Raw genomic sequence first — 17104 nt, 5'->3', positions numbered from 1 at the left:
ATTTATTCCAATTTTTTTATTATTTGAGAAATTTCTTCAGCAGCTTCTTCGAGTTGTCTAAGTCTTGTTTCTAATTTATAAATTCGATAAGATTCAATTGATTCTTTACCTCCAAGTAGCCAGTTAATATCGCACCCAAGTCTTAAAAGTTTTGTTAATATTTTTGCCCCCGGTTCTCTTTTTCCACTAATATATTGTTGAAGTTGTTGAGGTGATATGTTCATTGCTTCAGCAAGTTTTTTGAGTTTTCCAAATTTCTTTTTTGCAAATATTCTAATTCGTTCTCCAATACTGAATTGATTTTCTTCATTGAATAAATCAAAATCCTCCTGATAAGTTTCATCGAATAAATTTAATTCAAACTGATAGTTGTCTATTATTTCTTTTATTTTTTTATAAAGTTCATCATCAAATGGATGATGTTCATTAAGTAAATAATTTAATGTTTGTGTTTTTATTCCAATTTTTTCAGCAATGTAACTCAGTTTAATTCCATAAGTATGAATTAAATATTTTATCTCTTCCTGCTTTGTCATTATTACTTTAGTCCGACGTTACCATTTGCAAAATAGTAAAATTTAGATTAAATGTTAACTTTTCAATTAATCTTTTTTGAAAATGAATTAATAATTATTTGAAGAATAAAAAAGTTTTATCAAAAATTTTATTTCAATATTTTAGTTTCATGGAATTATTTTCTCTTAACGACGACCGTAAATATATTCTAAGACTTGCCATACCCGCAATTGCAGGTTTGTCAACCCAAATGCTGGTTTCATTAATTGACACTGCAATGATAGGGCGTCTTCCAGATGCAAAATATTATCTTGCTGCAATGGGTATTGGAGTACTGGCAACATGGGCAGTCGTAAGTTTTTTTTCAAGTCTTGCCACAGGTACTCATGTTTTAATTGCCAGAAGATATGGTGCCAAAAATTATGAAGAATGTGGTAAAGTTCTAAATACATCTTTACTCCTTTCACTATTAATTGGAGTGATAATAAGTTCGCTTGTTGTTCTTTTTGCAAATGATATTGCTGATTTTTTTGCAGTTGATAAAAAAGTTGGAATCTATGCCGGTGAATATTTACATTATCGATTTTTAGGAATTCCATTTTTTTTGATGACTGTATCATATCGTGGATTTTATTTTGGTATTGGTAAAACAAAAATTTTTATGTATTCAGGTGTACTGGCAAATTTTCTTAACATTATTTTTAACTATATTTTGATTTATGGTGCTTTTGGAATTAAAGGAATGGGATTGGCAGGTGCCGGTTTGGGTTCAACTTTAGCAACATTTTGCGATGCACTTTTTTATTTCGGGGTTTCAATTCTTCCATCTTATCGATTCAGATATAAATACTTCAAGAATTTTAAGTTTGTTAAAGATATAGCAAATTCCATAATAAAAATTTCTCTCCCTGTTTCACTTCAAAATATTTTTATACTGATTGGATTCTTAAGTTTTATAGCAATAACTGGTTTTATTGGCACACTCGAACAAGCCGCTAGTAATATTGTTTTTTCTTCACTTCTAATTTCTCTTATGCCATGCTTTGGTTTTGGAATAGCAGTTCAAACACTTGTAGGTAATAGTCTGGGTAGTGGGAATATTAAACTTGCAAAACATTACGGCTTTGAAACGAGCAAAATTGCAGCGATTTATACATTGTTTGTAGGATTAATTTTTATTTCTGTTCCAAAAGCAATTTTAATTCTTACAACGAATGATTACAAAGTTATTGATACAGCCGTTCCAGCCTTGAGAATTGCAGGATTTGGTCAAATATTTTATTCATTTGGTGTTGTTCTTGCCAATGGCTTGCAGGCAGCAGGAAAAACATTTTTTGTTATGATGGCCGAAGTAATTGCAAATTGGTTTGTTTTTGTCCCGATTGCATTCTTTCTCGGAGTAATACTAAAATTAGGTTTAATTGGAGCCTGGTTAGCACTTCCATTTTATGTGATACTTTATGCAGGAATTATATTTCTCAAATTTTACTTTGGAAATTGGGATGGATATAAAAGAGTTTAATAACTACTTGACAAAATAATTTTTCTAAGATATATTGCTGTCGCAAAATTATGATGAATATCAAATTTAACATATTGCTTGTCATTATAATTTCCTCTGTTATTTATGCCGGTGCACAATTGATTTATTTTACTGCAACAAGTAAAGATGGAAATGTAATTCTCGAGTGGAAAACTTCATCTGAAACTAATCTTAATTATTTTGTTATTGAAAGAGCAACTGCATCAGGCAGTTTTATTCCAATTGCAAGAATTGAACCACGAGCAGACAAAACTTATGAATTCATTGACCAAACAGCTTTCAAGTCCTTGGATGCGGTTTATACTTACAAATTGAAAATTGTAGATAATGACGGTACTGTTTCTTATTCTGCTCCAGTTTCTGTTGCACATAGTGTATCAAGTGTTAAAAGAACCTGGGGAAGTATTAAAGCTTTATTCCGTTAATTAACTATTCGTTTGTTCCATTCATAATTCCACTAAAAGATTTTGTAAAATGTTGAAGACAGATTTACCAATTTACCTTGCATCAAAATCACCACGCAGAAAAAAATTATTAAAACAACTCGGAATTAACTTTAAAGTTTTTTCAGTCGATGTTGATGAAAAAATATTTGATGGTGAACATCCGATTGCAACAGTTAAACGTCTTGCCAATCATAAATTTGAAGAAGCTTTAAAAAGAAAACAGGATGGAATTATAATTACTGCCGATACAATAGTAGTTCTTAATAAAAAAATTATAGGCAAGCCAAAAGATGAAAAAGATGCTTTTAGAATCTTAAAACTTTTAAGTGGAAAAACACACACAGTTTATACAGGTTTTATAGTGTGCAATGTCTTAAACAATAAAAAGATAGTTGATTACGAAAAAACAGAAGTTACATTCAGAAAAATTTCTGATGATGAAATTAAAGAATATATTTCAACTAAAAGTCCAATGGATAAAGCTGGGGCATATGGAATTCAAGATGATTTCGGGGCTGTATTTATAAAAAAAATAAATGGCTGTTATTACAATGTTGTGGGTTTACCACTTGCCAAAGTATATCAAGCACTTTTAAGAGTTTTATAGATTACTTTTATAAAAACATCAGTTTGGTTTTTGATTTATTCTGCTTAATTTTGATTTGGATATTTGGTTGTTATATCCATCAAAATTTATTAAGTATATAAAATTGGAGTGTTCATGGCAAAGTACAAAAAAATTATTGTTCCTACCGAAGGAGAAAAAATTACAATTAAAGATGGAAAACTTTCGGTGCCCGATAATCCAATAATTCCTTTTATAGAAGGAGACGGCACAGGCCCAGATATCTGGTTTGCATCGAAAATGGTTTTTGATGCAGCCGTAGAAAAAGCTTATGATGGAAAAAAGAAAATTGTATGGATGGAAATTTATGCAGGAGAAAAAGCAGTAAGAACTTATGGTAAAAATCAATGGCTACCTAAAGAAACTCTTGAAGCTATTAAGGAATTTATTGTCGCTATCAAGGGTCCACTTACAACTCCAGTGGGTGGCGGAATAAGAAGCTTGAATGTTACACTTCGTCAAGAACTTGATTTATTTGCTTGTGTAAGACCGGTGAAATATTATTCAGGAACACCAAGCCCGGTTAAACGTCCGAAGGATTTAGATGTTGTTATCTTTCGTGAAAATACAGAAGATGTTTACGCTGGAATTGAATTCAAAGCAAATTCTAAAGAAGCAGTAGCATTGATTAATTATATCAATAAAAAATTTGATAAAAATATTCGTAAAGATTCCGGAATTGGTATTAAACCTATGAGTCAGTTCGGAACGGAACGATTGGTTAAAAAGGCAATTGAATATGCAATTGAAAATAAAAGAAAAAGTGTTACCCTTGTTCACAAAGGAAACATTATGAAATTTACTGAAGGGTCATTCAAAGAGTGGGGTTATGAAACAGCTGAAAAATATTTTAGTGATATTATAATTACTGAAGAAGAACTGTGGAAATCTTATGATGGTAAACTACCTGCAGGAAAAATTTTAATTAAAGATAGAATAGCAGATAGTATGTTCCAGCAGGTTTTATTAAGACCTGATGAATATGATATTATTGCTACACCAAATTTAAATGGTGATTATTTGTCTGATGCTTGTGCAGCACAGGTTGGAGGTTTAGGCATTGCACCCGGAGCAAATATGAGCTATTATCACGCAGTTTTTGAAGCTACTCATGGAACAGCTCCCAAATATGCTGGACTTGATAAAGTTAATCCAGGTTCCGTTATTTTATCAGGTGTTATGATGCTAAATTATATTGGCTGGAAAAAAGCAGCTAAATTAATTGAAAAAGCATTAAGCAAAACAATTAAAGCCAAAACTGTTACTTATGATTTTGCAAGATTAATGAAAGGAGCTACAGAATTAAGCTGTTCTGATTTTGCAAGAGAAATTGTTAAAAATATGTAATTAAGTTAAGAGCAGGAATAAATTAAAATCTCAAACCCTGCTCTTTATTTTTTCAAACCTAAAAAATTATTATTCATCTCTTTTTTATTTCAGCGGCATTTTCTTCCCGAATAATTCTCATTATTGGTTCTAGATTTTTACTTTTAATAAAATTTTAAAATTTGCTAATGGATTTTAGTAAAATACTTAGATATAATGCTGGTATAAGTTTTGAGTAGGTAATCGGCTTTTTTTGTAATTTTGTTAATAATAAAAGGAAAGTTTTTATGGCAGAAGAAAAATTAAAATTAGAAGATTTACTGGGTAACGTTCAAAGAAATGAAGAGTATGACAGAATTGATTTTGTAGCAATTATTGGGGGTGGTGTAATGGGACAGGGAATTGCTCATACAATTTCTGCGGCTGGTTTAGATGTTGTGATAATTGAAAAGGATGAGGAAACAATTGAAAAATCAAGAGAAAGTCTTAAAGCATCAATGGAAAGGGAAATTGCCCGCTGGGCAATGACTCAGAGTGAAATGAAATCAATTCTTTCAAGAATTAAATGGACTACAGACAGAAATGATATTCCTGAATGTGACCTTGTTATTGAAGCTGTTGATGAGAATTATGAATTAAAACAAAAAATATTTAAGGAATTAGATGCTATAGCAAAACCACAAACAATTTTTATCTCAAATACTTCCACTCTAAGCCTTACTAAAATTGCTGAAGTAACAAATCGAAGAGATAAGATAATCGGGATGCACTTTTTAAATCCTGTACCAAAAGTTCCACTTGTTGAACTTGTTCGTGCATTGGATACCTCTGATAAGACAGTTGAAATAATTAAAAAATTTGCAGCTCGAATTGGTAAAACCCCGGTTGAAGTTTATGAATATCCAGGATTTGTTACAACCCGAGCAATTGTACCTTTATTAAATGAAGCAATGCATATTTTACTTGAAGGTATTGCATCAGCTAAAGATATTGATACGGCAATGAAGCTTGGTTATAATTTCCCTATGGGTCCTCTTGAAATGGCTGATGCAATGGGACTCGATGAAGTTCTTGCTTGGATGGAAACTCTATGGCATAGTTTGGGCGAGCCACGCTACAGACCATGTCCAATATTGCGCAAACTTGTTCGAGAAAGAAAATTAGGCAAAAAAACTGGCGAAGGTTTCTTCAAATATGATGCTGAAGGTAAAATAATTTCTTAAAAATTGGAGATATCATGAAAGTTTTAGTTCTTAATTGTGGAAGTTCATCGATTAAATATCAGTTTATTGATACAACTACTCAAATTGCATTAGCAAAAGGAATGGTCGAAAGAATTGGAATGTCTAGTGCAGTTCTAACTCATACTCCATATGGAAAAGAAAAAATTAGAATTGTCGGAGAAATTTTAGACCATACAATTGCTATTGAATACGTAATTGCAGTTTTATTGAGTCCTAATCATGGTGTGATTAAAAATAAAAAAGAAATTGATGCTGTAGGACATCGTGTAGTTCATGGTGGTGAAACTTTTTCTGGCTCAGTTTTGATTACAGACCAGGTAATGAATGCAATCAAAGAAAATATTGAACTTGCACCTCTTCATAATCCACCAAACATAAAAGGAATTTTAGCAGCAAAAGAGCATTTACCAAATACTCCTCAAGTTGGAGTATTCGATACGGCATTTCATGTTAAAATGCCACCAAGAGCTTATCTTTATGGAATACCTTATGAACTATATCGGAAGTATAAAATCCGTCGTTATGGTTTTCATGGCACTTCCCATCGTTATGTTTCTGAGAGAGCAGCTAAATTAATAGGTAAGCCAATCGAAGAATTGAAAATTATTACAGCTCATTTAGGGAATGGTTGTTCAATGGCTGCAGTTGAAGGTGGAAAGTCAATTGATACAACAATGGGTTTTACTCCACTTGAAGGATTAATTATGGGAACAAGAAGCGGAGATATTGACCCTTCTGTTATTCTTTACATAATGGCAAAAGAAGGTTTATCTCTTTCTGAAGCTAATACTCTGTTAAATAAACACAGCGGTTTAATTGGAATTAGCGGTGAAAGCAGTGATATGCGTGAAATTGAAGAAGCAGTTAAAGAAGGAAATAAAAAAGCTAAAAATGCTTTTGATGTTTTTAACTATCGAATTAAAAAATATATTGGTGCTTATACAGCCGCTATGAATGGCTTGGATGCTTTAGTATTTACAGGCGGTATAGGAGAAAATTCTGTTATGGTTCGCAAAGAAGTATGTTCAAATATGGAATATCTTGGAATTATACTTGACGATAATAGAAATGAAAATGTCGAAGGAGAATGTTTAATTTCTTCAGATGATTCAAAAGTAAAGGTATTCAGAATCCCTACGAATGAAGAATTGGTTATAGCACTCGATACAGAAAAAATTGTTAGTGAACAATTAAGTCAGGTTTAACCCAAAAATTTATAAATGGATTTTTTAAGGTCACTAAAATTTTAGTGACCTTTTTTATTTTTCTTCGTTTAAGAAAATAATTCTTTCTTAAATTTACAATTGGAATTATTGGTTTTACTATTTTGAAAATACTCGTTATTAATATCAAATATCTTGGCGATTTAATCATTTCAACCCCTGCATTGAGAGCACTTCGAAATAGCTACTTAAATGCTGAAATAATAGTTATGGTGAGAAATGGATTTGAAGATGTATTGAAATATAATCCTTATATCAATGGCATAATTACTTTTAATCCTCAAATCAAAGGGAAAAAAAGTATAAAAAAACTAATAGAGGGTATTAAATTTTTTTTCAAAATCCGAAAGGAAAAATTTGATGTTGTAATAGCTTTACATCCCGGGGATAGAATCGCTTTTTTATCTTGGTTATCGCAAGCAAAAATTAGAATTGCCCCACGAAAACAGAATTTCTCATTTTTATTAAATAAAAAAGTTGATGTCCTGGAAGATTCAATTAGTTACATAGATTATTATAATAAAATAATAGAGTCATTTAATGTTAAGGTTGATTCAAAAACAACAGAATTTTTTATATCCGAAAAAGAAATTAAATGGGCAGAAGAATTTTTCATTAACAATTGTCTGAATGATAAAGAAGTACTCTGCATTCATCCAGGGGCAAGTGAACCTTCTAAGGTTTGGAAAAAAGAAAATTTTATCAAACTGATTAATTTATTAAAACAAAAAAGTTCATTGAAAATTTTATTGATATCAGGACCAGCTGATATATTAGTTTGTAATGCAATATTGAGCGATACACAAGACATAATATTTTATTACTCTGAAAGTATTCTGAATACTGCAGCTTTGTTGAAAAAATCTTCTCTTTTATTAACTCATGATACAGGAACACGCCATTTAGCAATTGCATTGAAAGTTCCAGTTCTTGCTCTTATGCCTGATGATAATTCAAAATGCTGGGATTTTTATTCAGAAGAAGAAAGGCATTATTCATTAATTGGCAAAAGAATTAAAAATGATAATGAATCTTTCTTAAGTAATATACAGGTTGAACAAGTTTATGATAAAATTGGAGAGATACTAAATCTATGGTGAAAGAAGAGGTAAAAAATATATTAATTATAAAATGGGGGGCATTGGGAGATTTAATTGCAAGTACATCTGCAATAAAAACAGTAAGAGAAAATTTCCCTAATGCACACATTACACTTTTAACGAATAAACTTATGACTCAAATTATTCCACAAAATTTTTTAGTTGATGAACACATAATAGTAAATACAGATAGAAATAAAGTTGTAGATTCAATATTCAAGCAGTTGTTAATTATCTTAAAGTTGCGAAGAAGGAAATTTGATTTAGGAATAAATTTAAGATGGACATCAGAAAGAGCTGCTTTGATTACTTATTTAAGTGCTGCAAAAGTAAGAGTAAGCAGTGGTCCAAAAAAATTAATGAATTTGTATACAATAAAATTAGAACATCCAAAAGGCAGATATCATGAAATTCATAGAAATCTTGATATTGTGAAAGCAGTTGGTTGCAGTGTTTCTGATGAAAATCCAGTTGTATTTATTTCACAAGAAGAACAGAAATATGCAGATATGTTTTTCGAAAAAAATAAATTAAAAAAAGCAAATACAATTTGTATTCATCCCGGGGCAAGTAAATCAATTCGAGCCTGGATGCCTGAAAGATTTGCAGAAATTGGGATAAGACTTGTAAAAAAATTTGATGTAAATATTTTGCTAACATGGGGAAAGGGTGAAGAAAAATTAGTTAGCTATGTTGCAGAACAAATTGGTAATAAAGCAATCATATCGGCATCTACCGAAACAATTGGTCAACTTGCAGCAATGATAAAAAATTGCAGTATGTTTTTCTCTAATTGCACAGGACCTATGAATGTATCCGTAGCTGTAAAAACTCCAACAATAGCATTGCTTGGTTCTTCACATCCAGTTGATTGGGGAGCTTTTGGTAATAAGCATATAAACATTAAATCGCCACTAAATTTAGAACATTACTCAGAAGAAGATGAAAAAAAAGCTATGGAAGCATTGTCAATTGATTATGTGTGGGAAATTGTTAAAAAAAGGTATACAGAAATTCAAGGGCAAAAATGATTGGAGAAATTGCAGCACTTATAACAGCTCTTCTATGGTCAGGAACTTCTATTGTTTTTACGGAGGCTTCTGTTAGAGTTGGTTCGTTCTATGTTAATGTAGCAAGATTAATTATTGCAATGTTTTGTCTTGCTTTGACAGTTTTAATTTTCCAAATAGAAATTAATCTATCAACATCACAAATACTAAATTTAGTTTTAAGTGGAATAATTGGGCTTATAATAGGTGATACATTTTTATTCAAAGCATTTCAAAATATTGGTGCAAGATTAAGCATGCTTATTATGGCATCTGTCCCTGGAATCTCTGCCATTTTAGCTTTCATTTTTCTTGGTGAAAAAATTTCTTTTACAGGAATAATTGGAATGCTAATAACAATTTTGGGAATTGCTATTGTTGTATTAAATCGTCAGGAAAAACCAAGTTCTGATTATAAAATCGATTACATTGGAATTTTTTATGCATTTATGGGAGCTGTTGGTCAAGCTGTAGGATTAATTTTTGCTAAAAATGCTTTCAACGAATCTGATATCAATGGTTTTGTAGCTGCATTTATTAGAATCAGTGCCTCTGTTATTTTTATGTATCCTTTGTTTGTATTTATAACTAAAATTAAAAATCCATTTTCAATTTTCAGAAATAACAAAACTGCATTAATTTATACTTTGATTGGGTCAGTAATTGGTCCTTTCTTGGGAATTACATTCAGTTTAATTTCTGTGGCACATACTAAAGTTGGGATTGCATCTACTTTAATGTCGACAGTCCCAATAATTATGCTTCCACTTGTTAAATTTTATTACAAAGAAAAATTGACATGGATTGCAATCATAGGAGCATTTTTAGCTGTTGGTGGAGTTGCAATGTTATTTTTGAAATAAAAAATTTATTATTAACATCTTTTCATTTTATTCTTCTGAATTGATATCTTATTTGTGATTTGATATCAATTATTTTTTAATTTTGAAAAACAAATAAAAGGGAATAATTATGAGATTCAGTTTAAATATAGACCACATAGCAACATTAAGAAATGCTCGTGCAGAAGTTCAACCTGATCCCGTAACATATGCACTTATGGCAGAACAATTTGGTGTTGATGGAATTGTTGTTCACTTGAGAGAAGATAGAAGACATATTAATGAAAGGGATGTAAGGTTATTAAGAGAATTAATAACAACAAAACTTGACCTTGAAATGGCTGCTGTTGATGAGATTATTGAAATTGCATGTGAAGTTCAGCCAGAATTAGCTACAATAGTTCCTGAAAAAAGACAGGAACTTACAACTGAAGGTGGTATTAATGTAATTGATAACATCAATCATTTAAGAAATACAATTGATAGACTTCATGAAGCTGAAATAGCAGTATCTTTATTTATCGAACCGGATATAAATCAAATTGATGCTGCTGCAGAAATTAATGCTGACTTTATAGAAATTCATACAGGTCATTATGCAAATGCTGTAAGTGAGGAAGATATTTTTGATGAATTAGAAAAAATTAGAATTGCAGCTAAGCATGCAAAAAAATTAGGACTTGGTGTCAATGCTGGTCATGGCCTGAATTATATTAATATGAAAGAACTCGTTGCTATTAAGGATATTGACGAAGTGAGCATTGGGCACGCAATTATCGCTCGTTCTGTTTTTGTTGGAGTTGAAAAAGCTGTAAAAGAAATGATAGAAATTATCCGAAGTTCAAAGTGAAATTTTAATCCGGAATAAATTTGAATCTGAAAGAAAAATTAGAATATCACTACAAATTTTTTGATAAAGATAAAATGTCACCCGACCCTGTAGAATTTCTTCACAGGTATAAAAATTATTTTGATATAGAAATTTCTGGTATAATCTCATCAGTTTTTGCATATGGCAATGTAAAACAAATAAATCAAACTCTGCTTACAATTCATTCTCTAATGAATTTCAAACCTTATGATTTTGTAATGAATTATAATTATTCGAGAGATAAAAAATATTTCAAAGAAATTATTCATCGGTTTTATACTTCGGATGATATTGCAAAATTTTTTTATGCATTGAATAAAATTTATGTTTCGTATCAATCATTAAAATATTTCTTTCTGTTATATCATTTCGGTGAAGAAAAAAATCTAAAAAGTTCTATTTCCTTTTTTTCAAAAAATATTTTGGAATTAATTGGTTCTCAATTTGATGTAAGTCCCGGTATTAAATTTATGTTTCCAGATCCACTGAAAGGGAGTGCATGTAAAAGAATTAACTTATTTCTAAGATGGATGGTAAGAAAAGATGAAATTGATTTTGGATTATGGAGAGAAATTTCCAAAACAAAACTTGTTATACCAGTAGATACTCATGTAGCAAAAATTTGTAGGAATCTTGGACTTACTAAAAGAAAAAATATAAACTGGCTGATGGCAGAAGAGATAACAGAAAAATTAAAAAGATATGACCCTGATGACCCGGTTAAATATGATTTTGCAATTTGCCATATTGGTATGAGAAAAATGAAATTTTGAAAATTAATAGTTGCTCATAGTTAAATACATAATTATTTTTATACACAACAATCATAAATAGGAGAACGGCATGTCGGAACAAAAACGATTTGTCCCCTTTGTTTCTTCAGAAACAAATATGGCAGAATTTACAATCCGAGCTTTGATAATTGGATTAATAATGTCTGTTGTTTTAGGTGCCGCAAATGCATACCTTGGATTAAAAGCCGGTATGACTATAGCTGCAACTTACCCGGCTGCAGTTATTGGAATGGCACTTCTTAAATTGATGAAAGGAACAATACTTGAAGAAAACTTTGCACGTACTGTTGGTTCAATTGGTGAATCAATTGCTGCAGGTGCAATTTTTACTTTACCTGCATTTTATATTGCAGGAATCTGGGTTCAGTTCGATACAATGAGCAATTATTTAATATCAACAGCAATTATGTTTGTTGGTGGAGTGCTTGGTATAATGTTCGTTGCATTATTAAGAAGAGTAATGGTTGAAGATGCAGAATTGCCATTCCCTGAATCTGTTGCTGCTTCTGAAATTCACAAAGCAGGTAGAGCTGGAGGAACAGGAGCAAAATTTTTATTTACTGCTATGGGAGTAGGGGCAATAATTCAATCACTCGGACAACTTAAATTTTTTGCTACTACATGGGAAAAGTTTGTTGGATTTTCAAAATCAGTAATAAATTTAAAATCGGCCGGAACTGCAACTGCACAAGGAGGTGTTTTACTTAGTTCCCCTGGTGTAAGTCCAGCATATATTGGAGTTGGTTATATAATTGGTCCTAAATTAGCTTCACTGAACTTTAGCGGTGGATTGCTTGCGTGGGGATTATTTGTACCGATAATTTTATATTTTCTCTCGCCAGAATTAATTCAACAATATCAATCTGCAAATCCAGGAATGAATCCTTCTGATCATGATTGGATTATCTGGTCGCAAATGATATGGAGATATGTAGTCCGTCCTATTGCAATTGGTGGAATGCTTGTAAGTGCAGGTTATACTTTATTTAGAATGAGAAAAAGTCTTGCAGTTGGAATTCAACGTTCAATAAGTGATGTAAAAAAAGCAGCAACTGGAGAACATAAAACAGAAAGAGTTGACCAGGACCTGAGCTTTAAATGGGTTATGATTGGAATTGCATTTTCTGCTGTTATGACCTTTTTAATCTATAATTATTTTGCACAAGATATTTTTGCTGCTCTTGTTGCAACTCTGGTTATGATTATAGCAGGATTTTTCTTTGCTGCAGTCTCAGGGTATCTAGTTGGAATCATCGGCTCAAGTAATAATCCAATAAGTGGATTAACTCTTTCCACTTTAATTGTTGCTGCTCTATTAATGGTTGCACTTGGAATGACAGGAAAACAAGGAGTTGCTGCAGTGCTGGGAGTTGCAGCTGTCGTTTGTGTCTCGGCTGCAGTTGCAGGCGAAATGCTTCAAGACCTAAAAGTGGGTCATATACTTGGTGGAACTCCCTGGAAAATGCAGGTGGGTGATATACTTGGCGTAGCTGTTGCTTCCGCAGTAATGTTTATTCCACTTTTAATTTTACATCAAGGTGATGTTAATGCAGGCAAAATGGCTACACCACCTTATGAAGGCGGTTTTGGAAGTGCAAAATTAGCTGCTCCTCAAGCAGGTTTAATGGCTTTGTTGTCTCAAGGTATTGTCAAAGGTGAAATGGCATGGCCTTTAATTATTGTTGGTATGGTTATGGGATTTGGATTTATATTGATGCAGGTTCGTAGTCCTATGCTTGTTTCTGTTGGAATGTATTTGCCACTTGAAACAACTTTTGCAATTTTTATCGGCGGAATTATTAAAGGAATCGTAGAAAGAATTAGTAGTAAAAGAAAATTTAATGATGCACAAAAATCAAGAGTTGAAAATACAGGAGTACTTGTTGCTGCTGGTTTAATTGCAGGTGAAGCTTTGATTGGTTTAGTCTTTGCTGCATTCGCTTTCTTTGAAATACAGTTATTCTCAATTTTTCAATATCCATCATTCTATATTAGCTTATTGGTTTTTGCTTTTATTGCATGGTATTTAATCCAGATTCCTGTAAAGAATGCTGGCAAAGCTGACGAACCTGCTCCACCTCCTGTTTCAATGTAACTGCAATGTAAATATTTAAGGCTGATTAAATATGATTTAAGCATATCATTATTTAATCAGCCCTGCATTAAAACTAATGAGGGTAAAGCTTTAATGCAAAAAATTATTCTTCTGGGGCGATTTAATAAGTCAGAAGTTCTAACAGGTCCAGAAAAAATTGCTAAAAGAATCTTGCACTATCTATCATTAAGAAATTGTGAGGTTTTGTTTTGTGATTTCTACTTTAAAAACAAACTTGATACAAATTTATTTAATAGATTTTTTGGTTATTCTAAGGTTGAAAATGAAAACAACGTAATTTGCACTGGTATAGTTAAATTAATTTTTATCTTACTTAAAAATTCTCCTGCTATTATTCACATTGTAACACTCGAAAATTATCAGATAATTATTTTTCTTCTTAAATATTTTTTGAAAGTAAAAATTATTATAACATTTCATGGCTCCCTTCTTTATGAAATAAAAAATGCAAAACAAAAATTTAGTTGGATACAAAAATTAAAGTTAAGAGTCCTTGAGAAACTCGCAGTATCAAAAGCTGATTACCTTGTGTTTGTTTCTGAACTGCTGAAAAATTTATTCGCAGAAAATTATGATTTGTTAAATAAGAATTGCACAGTAATTTATCATGGAATCGATGAAATATTTTACATTAAACCTTCCCCTTTAGTTAATAAAAGTCCATTGAAATTAATCTTTTATAATTCTTCAAAGTATATTGAAAGAGATTTACTTAAGATTTACAACACATTGCTAAAAATCAGGAATATTGAATTAGAACTTTATGTAATTGGAGATTCATTTACAGATGTTGTATCAAAAAATAATATAGCAGTTTTTTATAAAGATTATATGAATCAACAAGATTTAATCAATTTTCTTGAAGACAAAAATATTTTAATCAAGGGGGATGTTTTTGATTCTTTTTCTTTATTTGCTCTTGAATGTATGGCTGCCGGAAAAATAGTGATAGTTAGTAAAAAAGCAGGAATTACAGAATTAATAAAAAATAATGTTAATGCTATTCTTTATAACGATTATAGTGAATTGAAATCCATTATTGAAAGATTACATGAACATGATGAATTATTAGAAAGCATTTCTGAAAATGCAAGAAAAATATGCAATCATTTAAAATGGGAAAATGTGATAAATAATTATGTGAGTTTATATGAAAGAGTTCAAAAAGAATAAAATAAAAATCTGTCATTTTGTAAATCGTGTTACCGGAAAAGAAGATGGAGTATTCAGGCATTTATGTGCTCAAATCAAATTTCTTGATAATTCACTATATGAACAGTTTGTAATATCTCAAGGTGATTTTTTTGTAGAAAATATTTTTAGAGAGTTAAACATTAAGTATTATTCTCTCCCACTTCTTAATAAAAAGTACTCAATTAGAATATTTTTTCATGTCGCTAAAATTATATCGTTAGAAAATGCTGATATTATTAATGCTCATTCATTAAAACCTTATATCATTGCAGGATTGATGAATTTCTTCTTAAGGAGAAAAATAATATTTAGTTATCACGGAAGTTTTATAGAGAATGATTACAATACAAAATTAGATAAGTTTATTTATAAAATTCTTCATCATATTATTTGCAGAATTAATAATGTAAATGCATTAGTTCCTTCCAGGAGAAATAAAAACATTTTAATAAGCGAAACAAAATTATTCTCAAGAATTGATTTTTATTATAATGGATACTTGCCTATTTATTTTAGCGAAGGTATTGATGCTAACTTGTTTAGTGAGCTGCATCAATTAAAAGAAAAATATTTTGTAATTGGCTATACTGGAAGATTAAACAGAGAAAAAAATGTTAAGTGTGCGATAAAGATTTTATATGAATTAAAAAATCATAATGTTTTTTTGGTAATATTTGGAGATGGAGAAGAGAGAGTAATGCTAGAGAATTATGCATTATCTTTATCAATAGGGAATATAAAATTTTATGGTTTTGTTCATGATGCTGTTCATTATATGAAGTTATTTGATTTATTGATACTAACATCAAAAACAGAGGGTTTGCCAATTGTAATCTGGGAAGCAATGTTTAATAAAATTCCTGTAATTTCAACTGATGCTGGGGGAGTAAAAGAAATTATAGAAGAAAATAATTGTGGATTTATTTTTAGTTGCAAAAATTATCAAGAAGCTGTTAGCAAAATAATTTTATTAATGAATGACAAAACTCTATGCAAAAAGTTAGGCGAAAATGGTTATCAAGCAATAGTGAAAAAATATAATTTGAACAATTTCAAAATTTTTTTTGAAAAGTACTATTACAATTTAGTAAATGAGGGACGAAATTAACTTATTACATATTTCACCATACTTTAATTATGTATGTGGTGTAAGCAAGTATGTTTATTTGGTATTAAGAGGGCTGAAAGAATTGTCCGTTAATAATGTTCCAAAACTAAATTTGCATTTCATAACAAATGGCGGAGATGCCTTAAGCAGGCTCAGTTCAATTGATATAAGACCTGATATTATTACGTTTAAGAGAGGATTTAGAAATTTGTTTTTTATTATCCCCAACACATTCCAACTTGAAAAATATTGTATATCACATAAGATAGACATTATACATTCGCATCACCGTTATACAGAATTACTTTCCTATTTAGTTAAAAAAGGAATTTTTAGAAAAACAGAGAAGCATATAAAAATTATTACAACTGCGCATAGTATTGTTAAGGGTTATAAGAGTATCAGTTTTAAATCAGATAAAATTATTGCTGTAAGTAATACTGTTAAGAATAATTTGATTAATAATTATGGAATATCAGAAAAAAAGATAGTTCAATTTTATAATCCAGTTGATAAATCAGTTACAAACGAAATACAAATTAATAGAAATGATTTCAAAATAGATAATAAAAGCAAAGTAATTTTATTTGTAGGGAGATATTCTAAAGAAAAAGGTATTGATATTTTAATAAAAGCATTCTTAGAAGTATCAAAGACTTATAATTTGTTTTTGTTAATCATTACAGATGCAGATGAAAATATTAAGAGTCATATTCTTAGAAAAAATGGAAGAATAATTTTTATAAAACCTTCTGATGATATAACGATGTATTATAAATTGTCTGACATTGTAATTGTTCCATCTTTAGTTGAAAGTTGTCCATATGTTGTGCTTGAATCAGGAATGAATAAAAAATTCTTGATTGCATCAAATATTAATGGAATTAATGAATTTATAGAAGATGGAAAACATGCAATATTATTTGAAGCTAATAATTATAAAGCATTGATTGATTCTATACAAAAAGCTTTAAAAATATCTAATTCTCAAAAACAACAATTTGTAGAAAATTTGTATGAAAAAACAAATACTTTTTCTGACCCAAGAAGTTATGCAGAAAAACTTTTAAAGATTTACATAGAAATGTTAAATGATTCTTAACTGCT

Annotated in this window: 16 protein-coding genes; 15 read left to right on the top strand and 1 reads right to left on the bottom strand. The window is 30.3% G+C overall.

From position 1 onward, the window contains the following. Window positions 1-2 precede the first annotated feature (2 nt). Window positions 3-536: a helix-turn-helix domain-containing protein gene (locus VJY32_RS02695; RefSeq protein ID WP_353676334.1), complete on the bottom strand. Its 534-nt coding sequence runs from the start codon at window positions 534-536 to the stop codon at window positions 3-5. A gap of 98 nt (window positions 537-634) precedes the next feature. On the opposite strand from VJY32_RS02695, the gene VJY32_RS02690 reads away from it, so the two are divergent. The 15 genes from VJY32_RS02690 to VJY32_RS02620 all read left to right on the top strand — a co-directional run bounded on the left by VJY32_RS02690 (window position 635) and on the right by VJY32_RS02620 (window position 17099). Continuing rightward, complete coding sequence (locus tag VJY32_RS02690) at window positions 635-2038, top strand: MATE family efflux transporter (RefSeq protein ID WP_353676333.1); 1404 nt, start codon at window positions 635-637, stop codon at window positions 2036-2038. Window positions 2039-2091: 53 nt separating this feature from the next. After that, window positions 2092-2484, top strand: a complete 393-nt coding sequence (locus tag VJY32_RS02685; RefSeq protein ID WP_353676332.1) for a hypothetical protein — start codon at window positions 2092-2094, stop codon at window positions 2482-2484. A gap of 49 nt (window positions 2485-2533) precedes the next feature. Beyond that, on the top strand, window positions 2534-3112 hold the full coding sequence (locus tag VJY32_RS02680) for a Maf family protein (protein WP_353676331.1): 579 nt from the start codon (window positions 2534-2536) through the stop codon (window positions 3110-3112). Window positions 3113-3226: 114 nt separating this feature from the next. Beyond that, entirely contained in the window at window positions 3227-4477 is a 1251-nt protein-coding gene (icd, locus tag VJY32_RS02675; protein WP_353676330.1) for an isocitrate dehydrogenase (NADP(+)), read from the top strand. A 266-nt stretch (window positions 4478-4743) separates the two neighbouring features. Further along, the gene (locus VJY32_RS02670) at window positions 4744-5679 is read left to right on the top strand and encodes a 3-hydroxyacyl-CoA dehydrogenase family protein (protein ID WP_353676329.1); all 936 of its coding nucleotides are present in this window, start codon (window positions 4744-4746) and stop codon (window positions 5677-5679) included. A gap of 14 nt (window positions 5680-5693) precedes the next feature. After that, window positions 5694-6905 (top strand): acetate/propionate family kinase, encoded by a 1212-nt coding sequence (locus tag VJY32_RS02665; RefSeq protein WP_353676328.1) that lies wholly within the window; start codon window positions 5694-5696, stop codon window positions 6903-6905. 122 nt (window positions 6906-7027) lie between these two features. Further along, complete coding sequence (locus VJY32_RS02660) at window positions 7028-8023, top strand: glycosyltransferase family 9 protein (protein ID WP_353676327.1); 996 nt, start codon at window positions 7028-7030, stop codon at window positions 8021-8023. Continuing rightward, entirely contained in the window at window positions 8017-9054 is a 1038-nt protein-coding gene (locus VJY32_RS02655; protein ID WP_353676326.1) for a glycosyltransferase family 9 protein, read from the top strand. Before VJY32_RS02660 ends, VJY32_RS02655 begins: the two co-directional genes overlap by 7 nt. Then, the gene (locus VJY32_RS02650; protein WP_353676325.1) at window positions 9051-9935 is read left to right on the top strand and encodes a DMT family transporter; all 885 of its coding nucleotides are present in this window, start codon (window positions 9051-9053) and stop codon (window positions 9933-9935) included. Before VJY32_RS02655 ends, VJY32_RS02650 begins: the two co-directional genes overlap by 4 nt. 106 nt (window positions 9936-10041) lie before the next feature. Then, a complete protein-coding gene (locus tag VJY32_RS02645) occupies window positions 10042-10764 on the top strand; it encodes a pyridoxine 5'-phosphate synthase (protein WP_353676414.1) in 723 nt (240 codons plus the stop codon). 20 nt (window positions 10765-10784) lie between these two features. Then, window positions 10785-11558: a TIGR02757 family protein gene (locus tag VJY32_RS02640; RefSeq protein ID WP_353676324.1), complete on the top strand. Its 774-nt coding sequence runs from the start codon at window positions 10785-10787 to the stop codon at window positions 11556-11558. 70 nt (window positions 11559-11628) lie between these two features. Further along, complete coding sequence (locus VJY32_RS02635; RefSeq protein ID WP_353676323.1) at window positions 11629-13674, top strand: OPT family oligopeptide transporter; 2046 nt, start codon at window positions 11629-11631, stop codon at window positions 13672-13674. A 93-nt stretch (window positions 13675-13767) separates the two neighbouring features. Next, the gene (locus VJY32_RS02630; RefSeq protein WP_353676322.1) at window positions 13768-14868 is read left to right on the top strand and encodes a glycosyltransferase family 4 protein; all 1101 of its coding nucleotides are present in this window, start codon (window positions 13768-13770) and stop codon (window positions 14866-14868) included. After that, window positions 14846-15997, top strand: a complete 1152-nt coding sequence (locus VJY32_RS02625) for a glycosyltransferase (protein ID WP_353676321.1) — start codon at window positions 14846-14848, stop codon at window positions 15995-15997. Before VJY32_RS02630 ends, VJY32_RS02625 begins: the two co-directional genes overlap by 23 nt. Continuing rightward, window positions 15981-17099: a glycosyltransferase family 4 protein gene (locus VJY32_RS02620; RefSeq protein WP_353676320.1), complete on the top strand. Its 1119-nt coding sequence runs from the start codon at window positions 15981-15983 to the stop codon at window positions 17097-17099. Before VJY32_RS02625 ends, VJY32_RS02620 begins: the two co-directional genes overlap by 17 nt. The last annotated feature ends 5 nt before the right edge of the window (window positions 17100-17104 follow it).

It is taken from the genome of Rosettibacter primus (genome assembly GCF_036860675.1).
GTDB lineage: Bacteria > Bacteroidota > Ignavibacteria > Ignavibacteriales > Melioribacteraceae > Rosettibacter > Rosettibacter primus.
Note: the sequence above shows the minus strand (reverse complement) of the source record. Positions and strands in the feature narration are given on the sequence as shown.